Genomic DNA, 17,719 nt, shown 5'->3' with positions numbered 1-17,719 from the left:
TTTTGAAAACTTTTGTAACATTTTAATAGTTGCCGTATCCAAAGGACGGATCCGATTAATTAACAATTTAAAACTATTAAAAATGAAAAAGTATATTCTAATTATTGCTGCAATTGTGTTTTCTGTTATGTGTTCTAATGCATTTGGACAAAAAAAATCATATCCGTTTGAAGTTGTAAAATCAGGAAAAGGAGAGCGATCCATTGTATTTATTCCTGGATTTGCAAGCTCAGGTGATGTTTGGAATGAAACAAAAGCGAATTTTGAAAAAGAGTTTACCTGTTATACTTTTACGATGGCTGGTTTTGCCGGAGTTCAACCACAACCAAATCCTTCATTTATAAATTGGGAAAAAGAAATTGTGAACTATATTCAAGAGAATAAAATCGAAAAACCAATTATCGTTGGTCATAGTATGGGCGGAGGACTTGCATTAGCTATCGCTTCTGATTATCCAGACTTAATTGCTAAAATTGTAGTTGTCGATGCGCTTCCTTGTTTGTCGGCTTTAAGAGACCCTTCTTTTAAGTCACAGGAAAACAATGATTGTACTGCAATGAATAATCAAATATCGCCTATGTCAGAAGACGAATTTTATCAAATGCAAAAAAGAAATATGGCGATGCTTTTGGCGGATGCCTCAAAGCAAGACAAAGCAATCAGCTGGAGCATGAAATCAGACAGAAAAACGTTTAGCGAAATGTATTGTGATTTTTCCAATACTGATTTGAGAGATAAAATAGGGGCAATAAAATGTCCTTCATTAATATTATTAGAATATGGTTTTGCTAATTATAAAACGCCTGTCGAAGCACAGTTTGTAAATTTAAAAACGGCCAATTTTCAATATGCTACTAAAGGTTTACATTTTATCATGTATGATGACAAAGAATGGTATCTGGCACAGCTTACAAATTTTATAAAATCGTAATGATGGAGTTCGAAAACATCTATAAAACCTATTGGGACAGAATATTCAGGCTTTGCATGGGGTTTGTTAACGATTATGATATTGCGCAGGACTTGGCTCAGGAAACGTTCATTATTGTCTGGCAAAAACTAGATACCTTTAGAAACGAATCAGGTATTGGTACCTGGATTTTTAGAATTGCTTCTAATAATTGTTTGCGGCAGATTGAGAAAGAGAAACGATTCCTTAAATCAGAATTGCCTCTTCATATCACCGAAGAAAAACAGTATTCTATAGAACCTCAGATTCAGTTTTTGTATAAATGCATTGCAGAATTACCAGAAACGGAACGTATCATCATTTCACTGGAACTGGAAGATGTTAAACAAGCAGAAATAGCTAAAATAGTTGGGCTTTCTGAAGCTAATGTTAGAGTGAAAATTCATAGAATAAAAGATAAATTAACTCAAAAGTTTAAAGAAAATGGAAAATAATATAGATTTTAAAGATTTATGGAAAAAACAATCAATAAGTCAACCCAGTATTAATGAGTTACTTGCTAAGCTAAAACATTTTAAAAAAACAAGTTTGCGAAGATTAATACTTACAAATGCTATGCTGATTGCAACTTGCGTTTTAATACTTTTAATTTGGTATTACTACCAACCGCAATTTCTTTCAACCAAAATAGGAATTGTTTTGAACGTTGCCATAATGGCTATCTATCTATTGGTTTATAATAGATTATTTGATGCGTATAAAGAACTGGACAACACCGATAGTAATGCGGCATATTTACAGAAATTAATAGCAATTAAAACAAAACAAAAGTTCTTGCAGTCCAAAATGTTAAGTATTTACTTTGTAGTTCTCGGGCTGGGAACATGCCTGTACATGTATGAATACGCATCAATGATGTCTTTTTTGTGGGGATTTTTTGTGTACGCTGTTTTATTATTTTGGATGGGATTTGTTTGGTTTTACTTGCGGCCAAGACAAATAGTTAAGGAGAATTCGAAAATCGATACGCTAATTGATACCTTTCAAAGAATTAATAATCAATTAGAAGCAGATGTATAGCTCCACTGCGGAAAATTAATTTGTTGGCATTTGTTGCTAGATTTTTTATTTAACAAATGCCAAATTGACATTGAGAAAATTTGGTTCAGATTTTGATGACTCTTTATTAACTTTAACAATACAATTAAAAAACAAAAATATGGGAATGGGTTATTTGATTCTTGCCGGAGCAATTATGCTTTTTAGCTGGTTAGTTAGTTCAAGACTAAAAAGCAAATTTGAACATTATTCTAAATTACAATTACAAAACGGAATGTCAGGCGCAGAAATCGCCGAAAAAATGCTTGCCGATAACGGAATTCGCGATGTGAGAGTAATCTCAACACCAGGACGTTTGACGGATCATTACAATCCGGTAGATAAAACCGTGAATCTAAGTGAGGCGGTTTACAACCAACGCAATGCGGCTGCGGCTGCTGTTGCGGCGCACGAATGTGGTCACGCCGTGCAACACGCTGTGGGATATCAATGGTTGACGATGCGTTCTAAATTAGTGCCGGTGGTGAATGTGGCGTCAACGTATATGCAATGGATTTTGCTTGCCGGAATCTTAATGATGAAAACGTTTCCGCAATTATTATTGGTAGGGATTATCATTTTTGCCGCAACCACTTTGTTTTCGATAGTTACATTACCGGTCGAGTATGACGCGAGTAATCGCGCATTAGCTTGGTTAGAAAACAAAAGAATGCTGACGCAACAAGAACAAGCTGGAGCGAAAGATTCCCTGAAATGGGCTGCCAGAACGTATGTGGTAGCTGCTTTAGGATCTATCGCAACGTTATTATATTACGTTTCCATTTATATGGGAGGAAGCAGGAGAGATTAGATTACTAGACTTTTAGAAGGTTAGATCTTTGTATGAATTGTATAAAAAACCGTCTTGTTTTACTACGAGACGGTTTTCTTGTTTTAGAAATCTAATAATCTAAAAATCCAATTATCTAAAAATCTAAAGTTGAATCTGTCTGTCGATTTGTTGGTCTAATGAAATGAAGGTTTCTGTTCTGGAAACACCTTCTATCGCTTGGATTTTGGTATTGAGCAACTGCATTAAATGTTCGTTATCGCGACAAATAATTTTTATCAGAATAGACCAGTTTCCAGTGGTGTAATGGCATTCCAATACTTCTGGGATTTTCTTTAAATCTCTCACGGCTTCCGGATTTCTGGCGGCTTTATCGAGATAGATCCCAACAAAAGCCATCGTATTATAACCGAGAATTTTATTATTTACCGTGAATTTTGATCCCGAAATAACGCCGGATTGTTCCAGTTTTCGCAAACGTTGGTGGATTGCAGCTCCTGAAATTCCTATTTTATTGGCGATTTGAAGAATTGGTTTTCGGGCATCTTCCATCAGGTCGCGTAAAATTTCTTTGTCGATGCCGTCAATTTCTACTATTAGGGAATTGATTTTCATAAGTTGTTGTTTTAAACTAAAATGTAAAATTTAGTTTGGATTGGAAATCAAATTTAAGTAAAAAACGATTAGTGTAAAGAATAACTCGCCTTTTTTATAATTTAGTTCATAAAAAAAGCCATTCGGATTACGAATGGCTTTAATTGTATCTGAAAAGTAATTTTTTTATTTTCCTTTATTAGCTTCAATAATGTATTTTTCCAAAGCCATTGTCATAGAAGGTGTTGCTGGTGTTGGTGCAAGGATATCCACTCTCAAACCGTGATCTAACGCTTCTTTTTGTGTAGTGCTTCCAAAAACGGCAATTCGAGTGTTGTTTTGTTCGAAGTCTGGGAAGTTTTTAAATAAAGATTTTATTCCAGTTGGGCTAAAGAAAGCCAAAACATCATAATATACATCGGCTAAATCGGATAAATCACTCATTACGGTTCTGTAAAAAACGGCTGGAGTCCAATCTACTTTTAGTGCGTTTAGCGTTATTGGCGCATCGGCATTCAATTGGTCTGAAGCAGGTAATAAGAATTTTTCGTCTTTGTATTTTTTTATCAGCGGAGATAAATCAGCAAAATCTTTTGGTCCAACGTAAATTTTACGTTTTCTGTACACAACGTATTTTTGCAGGTAAAAAGCAATAGCTTCAGATTGGCAGAAGTATTTTAATCCTTCAGGAACTTTGTATCGCATTTCATCAGCCACTCTGAAAAAATGATCTACGGCATTTTTACTCGTTAAAATAATCGCGGTGTAATGGTTAAGATCGATTTTTTGAAGTCTAATCTCTTTTGCATTAACTCCTTCTACGTGAATAAAAGGTCTGAAATCAATTTTTACTTTATGCTTTTGTTGAAGTTCAAAGTAAGGGGAATTCTCCACTTTAGGCTCAGGCTGTGACACCAAAATTGTTTTCACTTTCATATTTAACGTTTTCTAAGCACTCCCTTTGGTAAACCAATAATACATAAAATAATAGGGAGCTATTTCGAGAGCGCAAAGATATAAAATAAAATAAAACAACTTACCGAATATTAAATTTTGATAGTTTTTTATTGAAATCAAATATGTTAATATGTTGATTACTATAATTATAGCGATAATTACTAACGGAATATTTCTTGAAAAGGAGTCGTAATAAAACAAAATAATATTCAACGGCAGTATGATTAGTCCAATATAAGTTCTATACGTTACCTTTTGGAGGTTAAACTGCTCCATAAATTCTTCGATATTGAAGGAAGTGGCAATTATTTTTTCGATCAAATATTTCGATAAAATGAAGAAAACCAGAAACGTAAATATCTGGATGTAAAGCAACCAATCAGTTTTTGAGGCACTGCCAAAATAACTCAGCGAAATTTGAATAAAAAACGCAAGAGAAATAACTTGGACAAAAAATAATGCGACGGTAAATCCACTTTTTAGATGACTGCTGTCTCTGTATACTTTGGTGTATTTATTGGAAAAAATCAGGTTTGCAAAATCACCAAATCGATTTTCAAAAACAGATTTAGTAATTGCAATAATCGCAAAGGACAGAACGAAAAGCACAGTTGCCCAGTCTTTGTTCTCAGTTATTCTTGGATGAAGTATAGTTTCGATCATAACGCTACAAAATTACTAATTTTTCCATGATTCTTTTTATTATAATTTTATTAAGGCTGAAATGGCATAAAAAGTTTACTTTTGCGGTGAAATTAGTCGAAATATGAATGATTGTATTGTTATAATTCCTACCTATAACGAAATTGAAAATATTGAAAGCATTATTCGATCGGTGCTTTCGCAACACAAACCCTTTCATGTTCTGATTATTGATGATAATTCGCCGGATCACACTGCTGATAAGGTTGTTTTACTTCAAAAAGAATTTGTAGGCCGTTTGTTTTTGGAAAAAAGAGAAAAAAAATCAGGTTTAGGAACAGCTTACGTTCATGGATTCAGATGGGCGTTGCAACACAAATATGATTTCATTTTTGAAATGGATGCTGATTTTTCCCATAACCCCAACGATTTAGAAAAATTATACACCGCCTGTCATTTTGGTGATGCTGATTTAGCGATTGGTTCCCGTTATGTAACTGGTGTAAATGTGGTAAACTGGCCGTTAAGTCGCGTTCTGATGTCGTATTTCGCATCGGTTTATGTGCGAATGATTACAGGAATGAAAATTCATGATGCCACAGCGGGATTCGTTTGTTACAAGAGAAAAGTTTTAGAAGAGATCAATTTAGATAAAATAAAATTCGTTGGTTACGCTTTCCAGATTGAAATGAAATACAGAACATATTGTAAAAAATTTCAAATTACGGAGGTTCCAATTATTTTTACCGACCGGACAAAAGGGCAATCCAAGATGAGTAATTCAATTATAGTTGAAGCCGTTTTTGGAGTTATTGCGCTTAGATTAAAAAGATTAGTCAACACATTATAAGAAAAAGATAGGATGAACAGGGTTTTAATTAAGAATGCCAAAATAGTAAATGAAGGGGTAATTTTTGAAGGCGATGTATTAATTGAGAATGACTTAATTGTTGAAATTTCAGAAAGTATCAGTGCCAAGTTCTCCGATTGTAAAATTATTGATGCCGAAGGGAATTTTCTGATTCCGGGAGCTATTGATGATCAAGTACATTTCAGAGAGCCAGGACTCACGCACAAAGGCGATATTGAATCCGAATCCAGAGCAGCAGTTGCGGGCGGAATCACTTCATACATCGAACAACCCAATACGATTCCAAATGCGGTTACTCAAGAAATATTAGAGCAAAAATATGAATTGGCTGCACAGAAATCGTATACGAATTATTCGTTTATGATGGGTGCTACCAACGATAATTTGGAGGAAGTTTTGAAGACCAATCCAAAGAATGTTGCCGGAATCAAAATATTCTTAGGTTCCTCAACCGGAAATATGTTGGTGGATAATGAAGCTACACTAGAAAAAATATTTTCCAGTACACCCATGCTTATTGCGGTGCATTGCGAGGATGAAACTACAATACAAAACAATTTAGCAAAATATAAAGAAGAGTACGGAGAGGATGTTCCCGTTACGGTGCATCACCTGATCCGAAGCGAGGAAGCGTGTTATATTTCGTCTTCCAAAGCGGTTGCTCTGGCTAAGAAAACAGGTGCTCGCTTGCATGTTTTTCATCTTTCGACGGCCAAAGAAATGGATTTGTTTACCAATAAAATCCCTTTGGAAGAAAAGAAAATCACTGCCGAAGTTTGTGTGCATCATTTATGGTTTACCAATGATGATTATGCTACAAAAGGCAATCTGATTAAATGGAATCCTGCGGTAAAAACAGCCAATGATAGAAAAGTGCTTTGGGAAGCCTTGCTTGATGACCGAATTGATGTGATTGCTACAGATCACGCCCCACACACTTTAGAAGAGAAAAAACAATCCTATTTGAATGCGCCCTCTGGTGGTCCACTGGTTCAGCACGCTGTTGTAGCAATGTTTGAAGCGCACCATCAAGGAAAAATTAGCGTAGAGAAAATTGTAGAAAAGATGTGCCACAATCCGGCTAAAATTTTCAAAATTGAAAAGCGAGGTTTTATCAAAGAAGGTTATTATGCAGATTTGGTTATCGTAAATTCAGGTTTGCCTTGGAGTGTGAAAAAAGAAAATATTTTGGCTAAATGTGGTTGGTCTCCATTTGAAGGTTTTACTTTTAAATCCAGAATCACCCATACTTTTGTCAACGGACAATTAGTCTACACCGCTTTTAAAGTGAAAGATATTCGGGCCGGAAAACGTTTGTTGTTTGAAAGATAAAATGTATCAGATGAAAAAAATCATATTATTTGCAGCAGTATTGACTCTCTTTGTAAGCTGTAAAGATGAAGTAGTGCAAAAACCAGAACGTCTAATCGAGAAAGTCGTGATGCTTGATGTCATGTATGATTTAGCTGTTTTGGAAGCAATAAAATATCAAAATCCAACTTCCTTGGATACCTTTAAAATAAATCCAAGAGACTTTATTTATAAAAAATATAAAATTGACAGTCTTCAGTTTGCCAAAAGTAATGTGTATTACGCGTCAGATTATGAAGATTATAAATTGATGTTTGAGCAAATTACAAAACGATTGGATGCTAGTAAAAAAAGCGCCGATTCATTAGTAAATTTGGAAAAAAAGAAAAAGAAACCGGTTCTTCAAAACAATAAAAAACCAACGCCAATTGTTGGTGACACTACAAAATTGAAATAGAAAATTGCAGTTTTAAAGTTTCGAAATATCTTTTATGTAGTGGTGAATGTCTATGAAATCAGTTTTCAGTCGGTCTTTAATTTTCTGATTGGAATAATTATTTACAGAGTAGGAAGCTTTTGCAGTGGCTTGCGATAATTTTCTCTTTTGTTGAAAAACAGTCGAAACAAACCAATCCAATCTCCAAAGTATTTCCATTAAAAAAGGTTTTGCGTGAATTTCAGGTCGTTTCACGTCGAGTGCATCAGCCATACTATTCAAAATGTCACGAAAAACACTGTTTTCTGCAATCAAAGTAAAGCGTTCGTTTTTGATTTCGCTTAGCATCAATTGATGCGCCATTAGAACAACATCAGTAACGGCAACAAATCCGGTTGAGCCCAGCGTATAAAATTTCAATCCGTTTTTTACTTTCGTAAAAAGTTGTCCGCTTCCTTGCTCTCTAAAACCTGGTCCAAGAATTACGCCCGGATTTACAATTATTACCTCTAAACCTTCTTGCTGTCCGCGCCAGATTTCCATTTCGGCACCATATTTAGAAATGGCATAATCATTATGGTACTTTTCCGGATTCCATTCGGTTTCTTCGGTAATGAATTTTCCATGAGGCAGTAAATCGCCCAAAGTGGCAATGGAACTTATAAAACACACTTTTTTTATTTGATAGGCGATACTGAAATTCACAATATTCGCTGTGCCTTCAATGTTTGTTTTTCGCAATATATCTTCATCTTTTGGATCAAAAGAAATCAAAGCGGCGCAATGATACACAGTGTCAATATTTTGAAAGGCTATTTCTAACGAAGGGACTTCGGTAATGTCTGCTTGAATCCATTCGATTTGCTCGAATAATGATTCCTTTTTGTACATGGAGAATAGCGACTTGGTTTTGTCTATCGAAGTTGCATTTCGATAAATGGCGCGTACTTTTTCATCATTATCAATTAAATGAAGCAATAAATGTGCGCCTACTAAACCGGTTCCTCCTGTGACTAAAATCATGCTACGAAAATACGAATAATTTTTTTCGAATAACCTATTAAACAAATAACCTAATCCGCAATAAATTTTATCTTTGTGCACACGAAGCCTAAAAGGCTGAATTGACGAAAGTAAATTGATTAAAAAGATGAAGAATTTTATTGAAGAAGTAACTTGGAGAGGAATGCTCCACGATGTTATGCCCGGCACAGAAGAACATTTGATGGAACAAATGCGTGTGGCGTATGTGGGAATTGACCCAACTGCCGATTCATTGCATATAGGACATTTAGTTGGGGTGATGTTGTTGAAACATTTTCAGCTATCGGGTCATAAACCATTAGCATTAGTGGGCGGTGCAACAGGAATGATTGGTGATCCATCCGGAAAATCGAATGAAAGAAATTTATTGGACGAAGCGACTTTGCGTCACAATCAAGAAGCTATAAAAGGTCAATTGGCTCGTTTCCTAGATTTTACTTCTAATTCGGCTAATGCAGCAGAACTAGTGAATAATTACGACTGGATGAAGAACTTTTCTTTTCTGGATTTTATTCGTGATGTAGGTAAACATATTACCGTAAATTATATGATGGCGAAAGATTCTGTGAAGAAACGTTTGTCTTCTGAAGCTGCAGAAGGAATGTCATTTACAGAGTTCACGTACCAATTGGTTCAAGGATATGACTTTTTGCATTTGTACAGAGAAAAGAATTGTACGCTGCAAATGGGTGGAAGTGACCAGTGGGGAAATATCACAACAGGAACCGAATTAGTTCGCAGAATTGCGAGTGGAAAAGCATATGCATTGACTTGTCCGTTGATTACAAAAGCGGATGGAACCAAGTTTGGAAAATCTGAAGGTGGAAATATTTGGTTGGATTCAGCCAGAACTTCTCCGTATAAATTTTACCAATATTGGTTGAATACTTCGGATGTTGATGCGGAAAAATACATTAAGATCTTTACTTTTTTATCCAAAGAAGAAATCGAAATTTTAACCGAAAAACATAAAGAAGCACCACATTTACGCTTGTTGCAAAAACGTTTGGCCGAAGAAATTACGGTGATGGTACATTCAACAGAAGATTTAGAAAATGCGATAAAAGCATCGAATATTTTGTTCGGGAATTCAACTTCAGATGATTTAAAACAATTGGATGAAGCCACTTTCTTAGATGTTTTTGATGGTGTTCCCCAGGCGGAAATCAGCAGAAATGAAATTGAAACCGGAATCAATATTGTTGACGTTTTAAACGAAAAAACAGGATTTTTAAAATCAAATGGAGAAGCAAGACGTGCTTTGACAGCTAATTCTATTTCAGTTAATAGAGAAAAAGTTGCCGAAGATTTTGTGCTTTCGAACAAAGATTTAATCAACAATCAATTTGTATTATTACAAAGTGGTAAGAAAAATTATTTTGTGGTGAGAGTCGTTTAAATCACCATCAAATTACAACCTCGAATATCAGAATTATCAAAACGTCCCAATACCTCGAAAGAGTTGTTGGGATTTTTTTTGCCCAAATCCTGCGTGGCAATAAAAGAACAGGAATTGATGTTGGCCAAATCGATCACATTGATTCCGCCCGTTTTTCCGTCTTGAATATAGGTTAAAGCATCTTCGGTGTCGCGAACGAGGATTTGTATCCAAGAAGGGCATTCAAATACGCCGTTTCCTAATGAATACGCTTGCGAAAGCAATTCGGTCATTCCGTATTCAGAATGTATGGCTGAAACGCCAAATCCTTTACACAATTGTTCGTGCAATTCTTCCCGAATCATTTCTTTGCGTTTGCCTTTCATGCCGCCGGTTTCCATGATAATGGTATGCTGCAATTGAAACTGGTGTTTTTCAATTAAATCCAATAATGCAAATGTCACTCCAATCAGGATTACATTTTGACCGGCGTGGTCTAAAGCGATAAGCTTGGTAATCAGTTCGTCATGATTGTGCAGGTAAAAACCACTTTCACGATGATTGGAAAGTTCAATTAAATCCTTAACCATGTAAATTAAGGAAGAACCTTCTCTTTCCAGATAGGATGGAAGCAATGCTAAAACAACATAATCTTCGATATTGCCATAAAATTCAGAAAATCCTTTACGGTAGCTTTCTTCATACAAAGTAACATCAGTAACTAGGTGTTTGCTGGTTATCATTCCGGTTGTACCGCTGCTGGTGAAGGTTTCCTGAATGGGATTGGTATTCGAAACCACTTCATGACTTTTGAAGAACTGAATGGGTAGAAATGGAATTTGTTTTAATGATTTTACTTTGTGAGGATCTGTTTTTAAAAAATTACAAAATTCCTGATAGACTAAGTTGTTTTCGTATTGAAAACGAAACACTTTCAAAGCAATTTTTTCAAACTGTTTTTGACTGGAAATGGCAAATATATCGGAGGCTGTGATCAAGAATTTTTTTTGCAAAAGTAATCAAAAATTTAAAGGCAAACCAATAACGGAATTGGATAAACTTGATTCTTAGGATTGATTCCTTTTGAACAATAAACAAAAAAAGCCCCAATTGCAATTGGAGCTTTTATGATGTATTTTTGAAATTATCGGATGATTAATTTTCTGGTCGCTGATGCTTCTTTTTCATTAATTTTTATGATGTAAACACCAGAAGACAGATTAGAAACATTTAATTCTCTTGAGCTTATCGTGGTTTGAAGTACTTTTTTTCCTAAAACATCAAAGATAATTATTTCTTTATCCAAGTCGTTTTTAGTAGAAACGTAAACTTTGCCATTACTCACAGGGTTCGGGTACAAGCTTAAACCTTCTATAGTAGCGGTTTCTTGTGTTCTTGGCTGCGGTTTAGTTTCCTGAGCACTAACACTCAGAGAAAATAAAAGAACCAATAAAGTAATAATATAAAAGTAGTTTTTTGCCATCAGATTATTTTGAATAGTAAATATACAAAATATATTTCAAAAAGCATACCAAAAAAAACATCCTGATTGCTCAGGATGTTTACTATAAATGAATTGGATTGTTTATTACAAATTTGATAATAAATTAACTCCATCAACAATTGCCCAAGCTCCAGGAGTCAATGCAGCTCCAGTTGCTGTTGTGCTAGTTGTAAAGTTACCCGTTGGAAAAGCTACTGAAAATGAGCTCGCTCCTGCACCACTCAAAGGTGTGCTATCAGCGATTTTAACATTTAACAATTTTATTTTTCCAGTAAGCACTTGGTTTGTGTTTGTAGCGGCATCTTGTATTCTAATTAAAGTAGCATTAGTAGTTGTAAATCCTGAAATTACAATGTTAGAATATTCTCCGTTACCTTCTTTCTTGAATTGAATTGCGTCGTATTCAGCTGCTGAAGATCCTCCCTCAGTTACTGTTCCTGCAGCTCTTCTTATAGTAATATTAGAAACTTTAGGGAAAAATGCATTGTTTACACTTTTAGCTTCGATTTCCATTCCAAAATTTCCAGCTCCAGTTTGATAAGCATACCAGTTCGTGTTTGCTTGACCTTGCCATCCATCTTGCCAGTCAAAAGAATCATCTGTGTTTCCGTAAGAAATTAGGTTTTTTGCGCTTACAGTTCCTCCGTAAAATTCAAATCCGTCATCAGCACCTTTGTAAGCAACAAGATTTTCTAGAACAGTTCCAGAACCTACTGAATAGAATGAGAAACCATTCATCTCAGAGTTTCCGTCAAGGATTTTTTTACCTGCATATTCTACTCTTACATATTTTAATGAACCACCATTATGTGCTGCATTTGTTCCACCGTAAACGATATTTGTTCCATCTTCAGAAGTTGCGCTTGTAATAGGCGTTCCGTCAGCAGTTTTTCCTGAAACAATTGGAGCATCACCAAACATGATTATACCACCCCAAGAACCTGCTGTTTTAGATTTTTCAGTAAATACTACTGGTTCAGCAGCTGTTCCAGCAATATTTAATTTCCCACCATTTTCTACTAATAAAGCATCTGGACCATTTGAGGCATCAGCAGTAATAACTGAACCAGCTTCAAAAGTTAGTGTAACGCCAGTTTTTACTCTAACGGTACCGCTTAATGCATAAGTACCTTTTATGTACGTTTTTGATGCTGTAATGTCACCTGTGATATCACCTGTTGCAGTTGGAGGAGTAGTCACTACATCGTCGTCACTTGAAGTACAACTTGTAAAAACTAAGCTTAATAAGGCAAGGCTGAATACTAATTTTTTCATTTTTAATGATTTTAAAATTATAGTTTTTTTGTTATTTATTATATTCAAAAGTACATCGAGTCTCCTTTAATTTGGTTACGTAATTGTTACTAAAGTATTATATAACAATCAATTTGATGTAAATTTTGTGTTACTTATGTGAACAAAAAAAAAGAGCTATATCAGCTCTTTTTTTTATCAATAATCTTATTATTTAAAATGTGTATCCTATGTTAACAGAGAAACCAACACCTTTTTTGAATTCTCTTAAAACTAGCGAGTCTTCAGTAATATTTATTGTGCTTTTGCTTCCTAACTCTTTTTTATAACTTGGATTCAAAATGTTATCTACTCCAAATTTAAGTTCAATACTTTTCGAAATAGAATTCGTCCAGATGAAATCTAATTTACTAAATGATTTTTCGTAAATGTGATCAATTCCTGATGAACCTACTGCGAAAATTCGGTCTCCATAAACGTTATAAACTAATGTCATCGAGTTTTTCCAATCCTTTCTCAAAACGAAATCGTATTTTAAATCGGAATTAATCAACCAGCTTGATGCTCCTTGTAATTTACGGTTGGTACCATTCTCTAATTCGTTTCCTTGTTTAGTAGGATCTACTTTTACATCCGTGCTCATCAATGAAGTATTAAGACCAAAAGAGAAATTAGAAAGCGATTCACTGATTCTGCTCAATTGCAAAAGCATTTCTATTTCGGCTCCAAAAATGACTGCTTGTTCTGAGTTTTTGAAAGTTGTGATTTGACCACCGCTATTTGCAGTTGGTTTGAAAACTCTTTCAATTGGATCGTTAATTACTTTTCCAAACACTCCTACAGCAAACATTTCTTTACTGTTTGGAAACAATTCATATTTGAAATCAGCATTGTAATTTTCGCTATCCTTCAAATCTGGATTTCCACTTTCTGAAGTTCCATCTGGATTGATGTAGTTTATTGGTAACAACTCCATTGCAACTGGTCGTGTGATTGTTTTTGCCAATGAAAGTCTTAAATTGCTATTTTCATTTAAAATGCGTTTTGCATTTACAGATGGTAATATATCCAGTTTATCATCTGTTTTTTTGCGGAAAGCGCTTCCAAAAGGATCACCTTGGTTTCTGTATTTTATGATACGAGCAGAACTTTCGGCTCTAATTCCTGCATTCAAATCCCATTTTTCACCAAATTTCATGAACAAATTGAAATATCCAGCATTAATAAACTGATTCAGTTTGAATTTGTAATCACCGTTAGATTCTTCCTGAACATAAACAATTCCGTTATTGATGTCTTCGTTGATGTTTTGGCTAATAGTATTTAAATCGGCAGTATAGTTTTTCTCAATATTTCTTCTTCCAGAGAAAAAACGGTATGAAGATTCCATGTCATTCAGCGAACTGTTGTATCCAACAGACAATACATTAGGTTTTTCGCTGTCTCCAAATTTCAAATTATACTCTAAAAGTGAAGAGAAATAAAAGTTTCCATTTACATCCAGGAACTGACGGTTCAAATTATTACCACCGTACGTCATGTTGATGTCGTTTTCGTTTTCTTTAACACCAGTGATAAATTTTCTGTCCGGTTGCTGAAACGAAGTTTTTACATAAGAACCTCCGGCTTTTAAACTATGTTTTCCATCTTCAGTTAATTTGTAATCCCCGTACAATTGTGTATTCCAATACGTAGATTCTTCATATTGATTTAATCGGATAAGGTTATTCGTTTGATTTGCCAAACTATTTGTGTATCCTAATTGATCTTGAATTCGGCTTTCAGTCGCCTTGATTAAAAACGTATTGAAGTTTAAATTGAAACGGTTTGTTTTGTATTTCATTCCGGCTAAACCTGAAAATGTAGTGAAATAACTGTATTGAGTATTGTACAAATTATTATCGTAATTTCCTTGACCAAGATTGAAAGTTCGGTCTACACCTTCTCTAAAAGTATATTTGTTGTCAAAATTGAATGACATGATATAACTGATATTATCTTCATTCTTAAGAGTAAATTTTTGTGCGTGTAAAAACCCAATGCTGGAATTCAAAGGACTTTGTGTACTATTTACATCCCATGATTTGTTACCAAATCCATTTTCATATTCAGCTGGAGAAAGTTTTTGACCACTTGGAACAGTTCCAAAAATACTTGGAAGAGCTCTGTCGTTTCCTGTAAGTCCTAAAGTTCCTTTGGTTGAATTTACTTCATCCGAAAGAAGGAAATTTTTAAGATTATTGTTGGTGGTGTACCCAAAACCAATATTCAACTTTGTGATGTTTTTTGGTTGAGGTGTTTCAATGTTAACGGTTGCTCCGGCAAAATCCCCTGAAATATTAGGATTGAAAGTTTTATAGATATATAAAACCCCAACAACATCAGTAGGAAATAAGTCTAATGGAATAATTTTTTTGAAAGGACTGTTTGATGGTGATTGCAAATCGTTGATCAATAAATTATTGTAACGGTCTTCTAATCCTCTAATAAATAAACCTCTACCGTCAACTTTAGTAATTCCGGTAACTTTAGTCAAACCTTCCTCAACATCACTAACTCCTTTACGAGCCATTTCTTGTGAGCCAATACTTTGCTTGATAACCACCGCTTGTTTTTGGTCTAATAGTAATGCGGTTTCCTTTTCTCTACTAAAAGTAGATCTCACCACAACATCTTCTAATTTGTATCCAGCAGAACCTAATGCTTGATTTATAGTTACCGTTTCATTTGCAATTACCGTTACGGGAACCTCTACAGATTCGTAACCTACAAAACTAAATTGGATTGTGTAGTTTCCAGGCGCTGCAGTAATAGAGTATTTTCCATCAATATCTGTGTTGGTTCCAATGCTTGTTCCCTTAATAAGAATGTTTGCAAATGGCAAAGATTGATTGTTAGCATTTTTATCTGTCAAGATTCCAGCTATCGTTCCTTTATTCTGTGCGAAAGAAACAGCGGTTATAAATAACGTTAAAAATATTAATTTGAGTTTCATTTGGTTTAATTTTTTTGCAAAGTAACGCCTGAAATGTAAAATGTAAGTTACTGGCTTGTTACGGTTATGTTTTGTTTTAGGCACTAAAATGAACCTAATATTAAATTACGGTTAACACCTTTTCAATACCCCATTTATTGTTACATTTACAACTCAAAAACAATTTTTGGCGCTTTATGAAGAAAAAACACACGAAGATTCTATTAGTAGACGACGAACCGGATATCTTAGAAATTGTAGGGTACAACCTCTCTCAGGAAGGATATCAAATCTTTACAGCGGCCAACGGGAAAGAAGCTGTAGCTAAAGCTAAAAAGGAAATTCCAGACCTTATTATAATGGATGTTATGATGCCAGAAATGGACGGAATGGAAGCTTGTGAAAACATTCGAAAAATCCCGGAACTCAGTAATGTCCTAATTACGTTCTTGACTGCCAGAAGTGAAGATTACTCCCAAGTTGCAGGTTTTGATGCTGGTGCCGATGATTACATTACAAAGCCAATCAAACCTAAATTATTAGTCAGTAAAGTAAAAGCCCTGTTGCGCCGATTAAAAGAAAAAGAACAAAACAGCGAGACATTAAACGTAGGCGGAATCGAAATCAATCGCGAAGAATACAAAATTGTAAAAGATAATGTCGAAATTGCTTTACCAAGAAAAGAATTTGAGCTGTTTTATTTATTAGCTTCAAAACCAGGAAAAGTATTCAAACGCGATGAAATTCTGGATAAAGTTTGGGGAAATGAAGTGGTTGTGGGCGGAAGAACAATTGATGTTCACATACGTAAATTACGGGAAAAAATTGGAGAAGATTTTTTCAAAACAATAAAAGGTGTTGGGTATAAGTTTGAAGTATAAATGACAATAAATTTTAAAAAAACATATCGCTTTGCCGTAAAGTCGGCGCTATATATCACCCTTTTTTCTACCGGATTAGTTGGTTTTCTTACCCATTTGTTTTTTACTTTTTCCTATCATTTTTGCTTATTTTTCGCCTTTTCAATTGCTACTTTCTCCTTTGTTGTGATTCAATATCGGGTAGAACGTTTCATTTATAAAAAGGTAAAAAAAATATATGATGACGTTTCTTTATTAGAATCAAGCACTTTTAGAAACCAGCCGATAACAACCGATATGGCGACACTTACTCGTGAAGTCAAGAAGTTTGCAACCGATAAAAAGCTGGAAATTGAAACATTAAAAGTCCGTGAAGAATATAGAAGAGAGTTTCTTGGAAACGTTTCTCACGAACTCAAAACCCCACTTTTTATGGTTCAAGGGTATTTGTCAACTTTGCTTGACGGAGCCATGAGCGATAAAACAATTCGAAAAAAATACTTGGAACGTGCCGAAAAAGGTGTGGAAAGACTCATCTATATTGTCCAAGATTTAGATATGATTTCCAAACTGGAAATTGGCGATTTGAATTTAGAAATAGCTGAATTTGATATTGTCAAACTCGTTCAAAATGTATTTGATTTACTCGAAATGAAAGCTTCTAAGAAGGATATTTTGTTGATGTTTGACATGAAATACAACAAGCCGATTATGGTAGTTGGCGATCAGGAAAAAATCCAGCAAGTAGTGATGAACTTGATTGTAAACTCCATTAAATATGGAAAATTAAAGGGTTCAACCGAAGTGAGCATCGAAGATTTAACAGATGAAAAAGTAATCGTTCGTGTCACGGATAACGGAGAGGGGATTGAGAAAAAGAATATTTCCAGACTTTTTGAGCGTTTTTACAGAGTAGATAAAAGTGGTGCAAGAACCGAAGGTGGTTCCGGATTAGGATTATCCATTGTAAAGCATATTATCGAAGCTCATGACGAGAAAATTTACGTCGACAGTACATTTGGCGTAGGTTCTGAATTTTCTTTTACACTCGAAAAAGCTAAAACTACTAAAAAATAACTTGAAAAAAATACATTTT

Annotated in this window: 18 protein-coding genes; 10 read left to right on the top strand and 8 right to left on the bottom strand. The window is 34.7% G+C overall.

The window, feature by feature from the left end:
* The first annotated feature begins 82 nt into the window (after positions 1–82).
* The 4 genes from IWX80_RS04325 (at position 83) to IWX80_RS04310 (ending at position 2,819) form a co-directional block, all read left to right on the top strand.
* A complete protein-coding gene (locus IWX80_RS04325) occupies positions 83–931 on the top strand; it encodes an alpha/beta fold hydrolase (RefSeq protein ID WP_196852297.1) in 849 nt (282 codons plus the stop codon).
* 2 nt (positions 932–933) lie between these two features.
* Positions 934–1,404 carry an RNA polymerase sigma factor gene (locus IWX80_RS04320; protein WP_196852947.1) on the top strand — a complete coding sequence of 157 codons (471 nt, stop codon included), beginning with the start codon at positions 934–936 and terminating at the stop codon, positions 1,402–1,404.
* A complete protein-coding gene (locus tag IWX80_RS04315) occupies positions 1,394–1,990 on the top strand; it encodes a hypothetical protein (protein WP_196852296.1) in 597 nt (198 codons plus the stop codon). Before IWX80_RS04320 ends, IWX80_RS04315 begins: the two co-directional genes overlap by 11 nt.
* A gap of 139 nt (positions 1,991–2,129) precedes the next feature.
* Positions 2,130–2,819, top strand: coding sequence for a zinc metallopeptidase (locus tag IWX80_RS04310; RefSeq protein WP_196852946.1), 690 nt, complete (start codon positions 2,130–2,132; stop codon positions 2,817–2,819).
* 123 nt (positions 2,820–2,942) lie between these two features.
* Here IWX80_RS04310 and IWX80_RS04305 read toward each other — a convergent pair whose 3' ends face one another.
* The 3 genes from IWX80_RS04305 to IWX80_RS04295 all read right to left on the bottom strand — a co-directional run bounded on the left by IWX80_RS04305 (position 2,943) and on the right by IWX80_RS04295 (position 5,012).
* Positions 2,943–3,413 (bottom strand): Lrp/AsnC ligand binding domain-containing protein, encoded by a 471-nt coding sequence (locus IWX80_RS04305; RefSeq protein ID WP_073352582.1) that lies wholly within the window; start codon positions 3,411–3,413, stop codon positions 2,943–2,945.
* Between the two features lie 165 nt (positions 3,414–3,578).
* Positions 3,579–4,328, bottom strand: coding sequence for a uroporphyrinogen-III synthase (locus tag IWX80_RS04300; RefSeq protein ID WP_113634110.1), 750 nt, complete (start codon positions 4,326–4,328; stop codon positions 3,579–3,581).
* A gap of 12 nt (positions 4,329–4,340) precedes the next feature.
* A complete protein-coding gene (locus tag IWX80_RS04295; protein WP_113634109.1) occupies positions 4,341–5,012 on the bottom strand; it encodes a DUF4271 domain-containing protein in 672 nt (223 codons plus the stop codon).
* A 103-nt stretch (positions 5,013–5,115) separates the two neighbouring features.
* Here IWX80_RS04295 and IWX80_RS04290 point away from each other — a divergent pair, with 103 nt between their 5' ends.
* Genes IWX80_RS04290 through IWX80_RS04280 form a run of 3 tightly spaced genes read left to right on the top strand, consistent with a single transcriptional unit; the run spans position 5,116 to position 7,630 of the window.
* Positions 5,116–5,841, top strand: a complete 726-nt coding sequence (locus IWX80_RS04290) for a polyprenol monophosphomannose synthase (protein ID WP_196852295.1) — start codon at positions 5,116–5,118, stop codon at positions 5,839–5,841.
* Between the two features lie 12 nt (positions 5,842–5,853).
* Positions 5,854–7,194 carry a dihydroorotase gene (locus IWX80_RS04285; protein WP_196852294.1) on the top strand — a complete coding sequence of 447 codons (1,341 nt, stop codon included), beginning with the start codon at positions 5,854–5,856 and terminating at the stop codon, positions 7,192–7,194.
* A gap of 10 nt (positions 7,195–7,204) precedes the next feature.
* Entirely contained in the window at positions 7,205–7,630 is a 426-nt protein-coding gene (locus tag IWX80_RS04280; RefSeq protein ID WP_196852293.1) for a DUF4296 domain-containing protein, read from the top strand.
* Between the two features lie 12 nt (positions 7,631–7,642).
* Here IWX80_RS04280 and IWX80_RS04275 read toward each other — a convergent pair whose 3' ends face one another.
* A complete protein-coding gene (locus tag IWX80_RS04275; protein WP_196852292.1) occupies positions 7,643–8,632 on the bottom strand; it encodes an NAD-dependent epimerase/dehydratase family protein in 990 nt (329 codons plus the stop codon).
* Between the two features lie 127 nt (positions 8,633–8,759).
* On the opposite strand from IWX80_RS04275, the gene tyrS reads away from it, so the two are divergent.
* Positions 8,760–10,052 (top strand): tyrosine--tRNA ligase, encoded by a 1,293-nt coding sequence (gene tyrS / locus IWX80_RS04270; RefSeq protein ID WP_196852291.1) that lies wholly within the window; start codon positions 8,760–8,762, stop codon positions 10,050–10,052.
* On the opposite strand, the gene IWX80_RS04265 is transcribed toward tyrS, so the two are convergent.
* The 4 genes from IWX80_RS04265 to IWX80_RS04250 all read right to left on the bottom strand — a co-directional run bounded on the left by IWX80_RS04265 (position 10,049) and on the right by IWX80_RS04250 (position 15,784).
* Complete coding sequence (locus IWX80_RS04265) at positions 10,049–11,029, bottom strand: LuxE/PaaK family acyltransferase (RefSeq protein WP_196852290.1); 981 nt, start codon at positions 11,027–11,029, stop codon at positions 10,049–10,051. The two genes, tyrS and IWX80_RS04265, sit on opposite strands and share 4 nt — an antisense overlap.
* A 146-nt stretch (positions 11,030–11,175) precedes the next feature.
* Positions 11,176–11,514, bottom strand: a complete 339-nt coding sequence (locus IWX80_RS04260) for a T9SS type A sorting domain-containing protein (RefSeq protein ID WP_196852289.1) — start codon at positions 11,512–11,514, stop codon at positions 11,176–11,178.
* Between the two features lie 105 nt (positions 11,515–11,619).
* A complete protein-coding gene (locus tag IWX80_RS04255) occupies positions 11,620–12,810 on the bottom strand; it encodes a hypothetical protein (protein WP_196852288.1) in 1,191 nt (396 codons plus the stop codon).
* Between the two features lie 193 nt (positions 12,811–13,003).
* Complete coding sequence (locus IWX80_RS04250) at positions 13,004–15,784, bottom strand: TonB-dependent receptor (RefSeq protein ID WP_196852287.1); 2,781 nt, start codon at positions 15,782–15,784, stop codon at positions 13,004–13,006.
* Positions 15,785–15,960: 176 nt separating this feature from the next.
* Here IWX80_RS04250 and IWX80_RS04245 point away from each other — a divergent pair, with 176 nt between their 5' ends.
* Both IWX80_RS04245 and IWX80_RS04240 read left to right on the top strand, forming a co-directional pair.
* Entirely contained in the window at positions 15,961–16,644 is a 684-nt protein-coding gene (locus IWX80_RS04245) for a response regulator transcription factor (RefSeq protein WP_113634101.1), read from the top strand.
* Positions 16,645–17,700: a sensor histidine kinase gene (locus IWX80_RS04240; protein WP_196852286.1), complete on the top strand. Its 1,056-nt coding sequence runs from the start codon at positions 16,645–16,647 to the stop codon at positions 17,698–17,700. It abuts the gene before it with no gap.
* Positions 17,701–17,719: the final 19 nt, after the last annotated feature.

The sequence above is a fragment of the Flavobacterium sp. CAN_S2 genome, from assembly GCF_015752255.1.
Classification (GTDB): Bacteria; Bacteroidota; Bacteroidia; order Flavobacteriales; family Flavobacteriaceae; genus Flavobacterium.
Note: the sequence above shows the minus strand (reverse complement) of the source record. Positions and strands in the feature narration are given on the sequence as shown.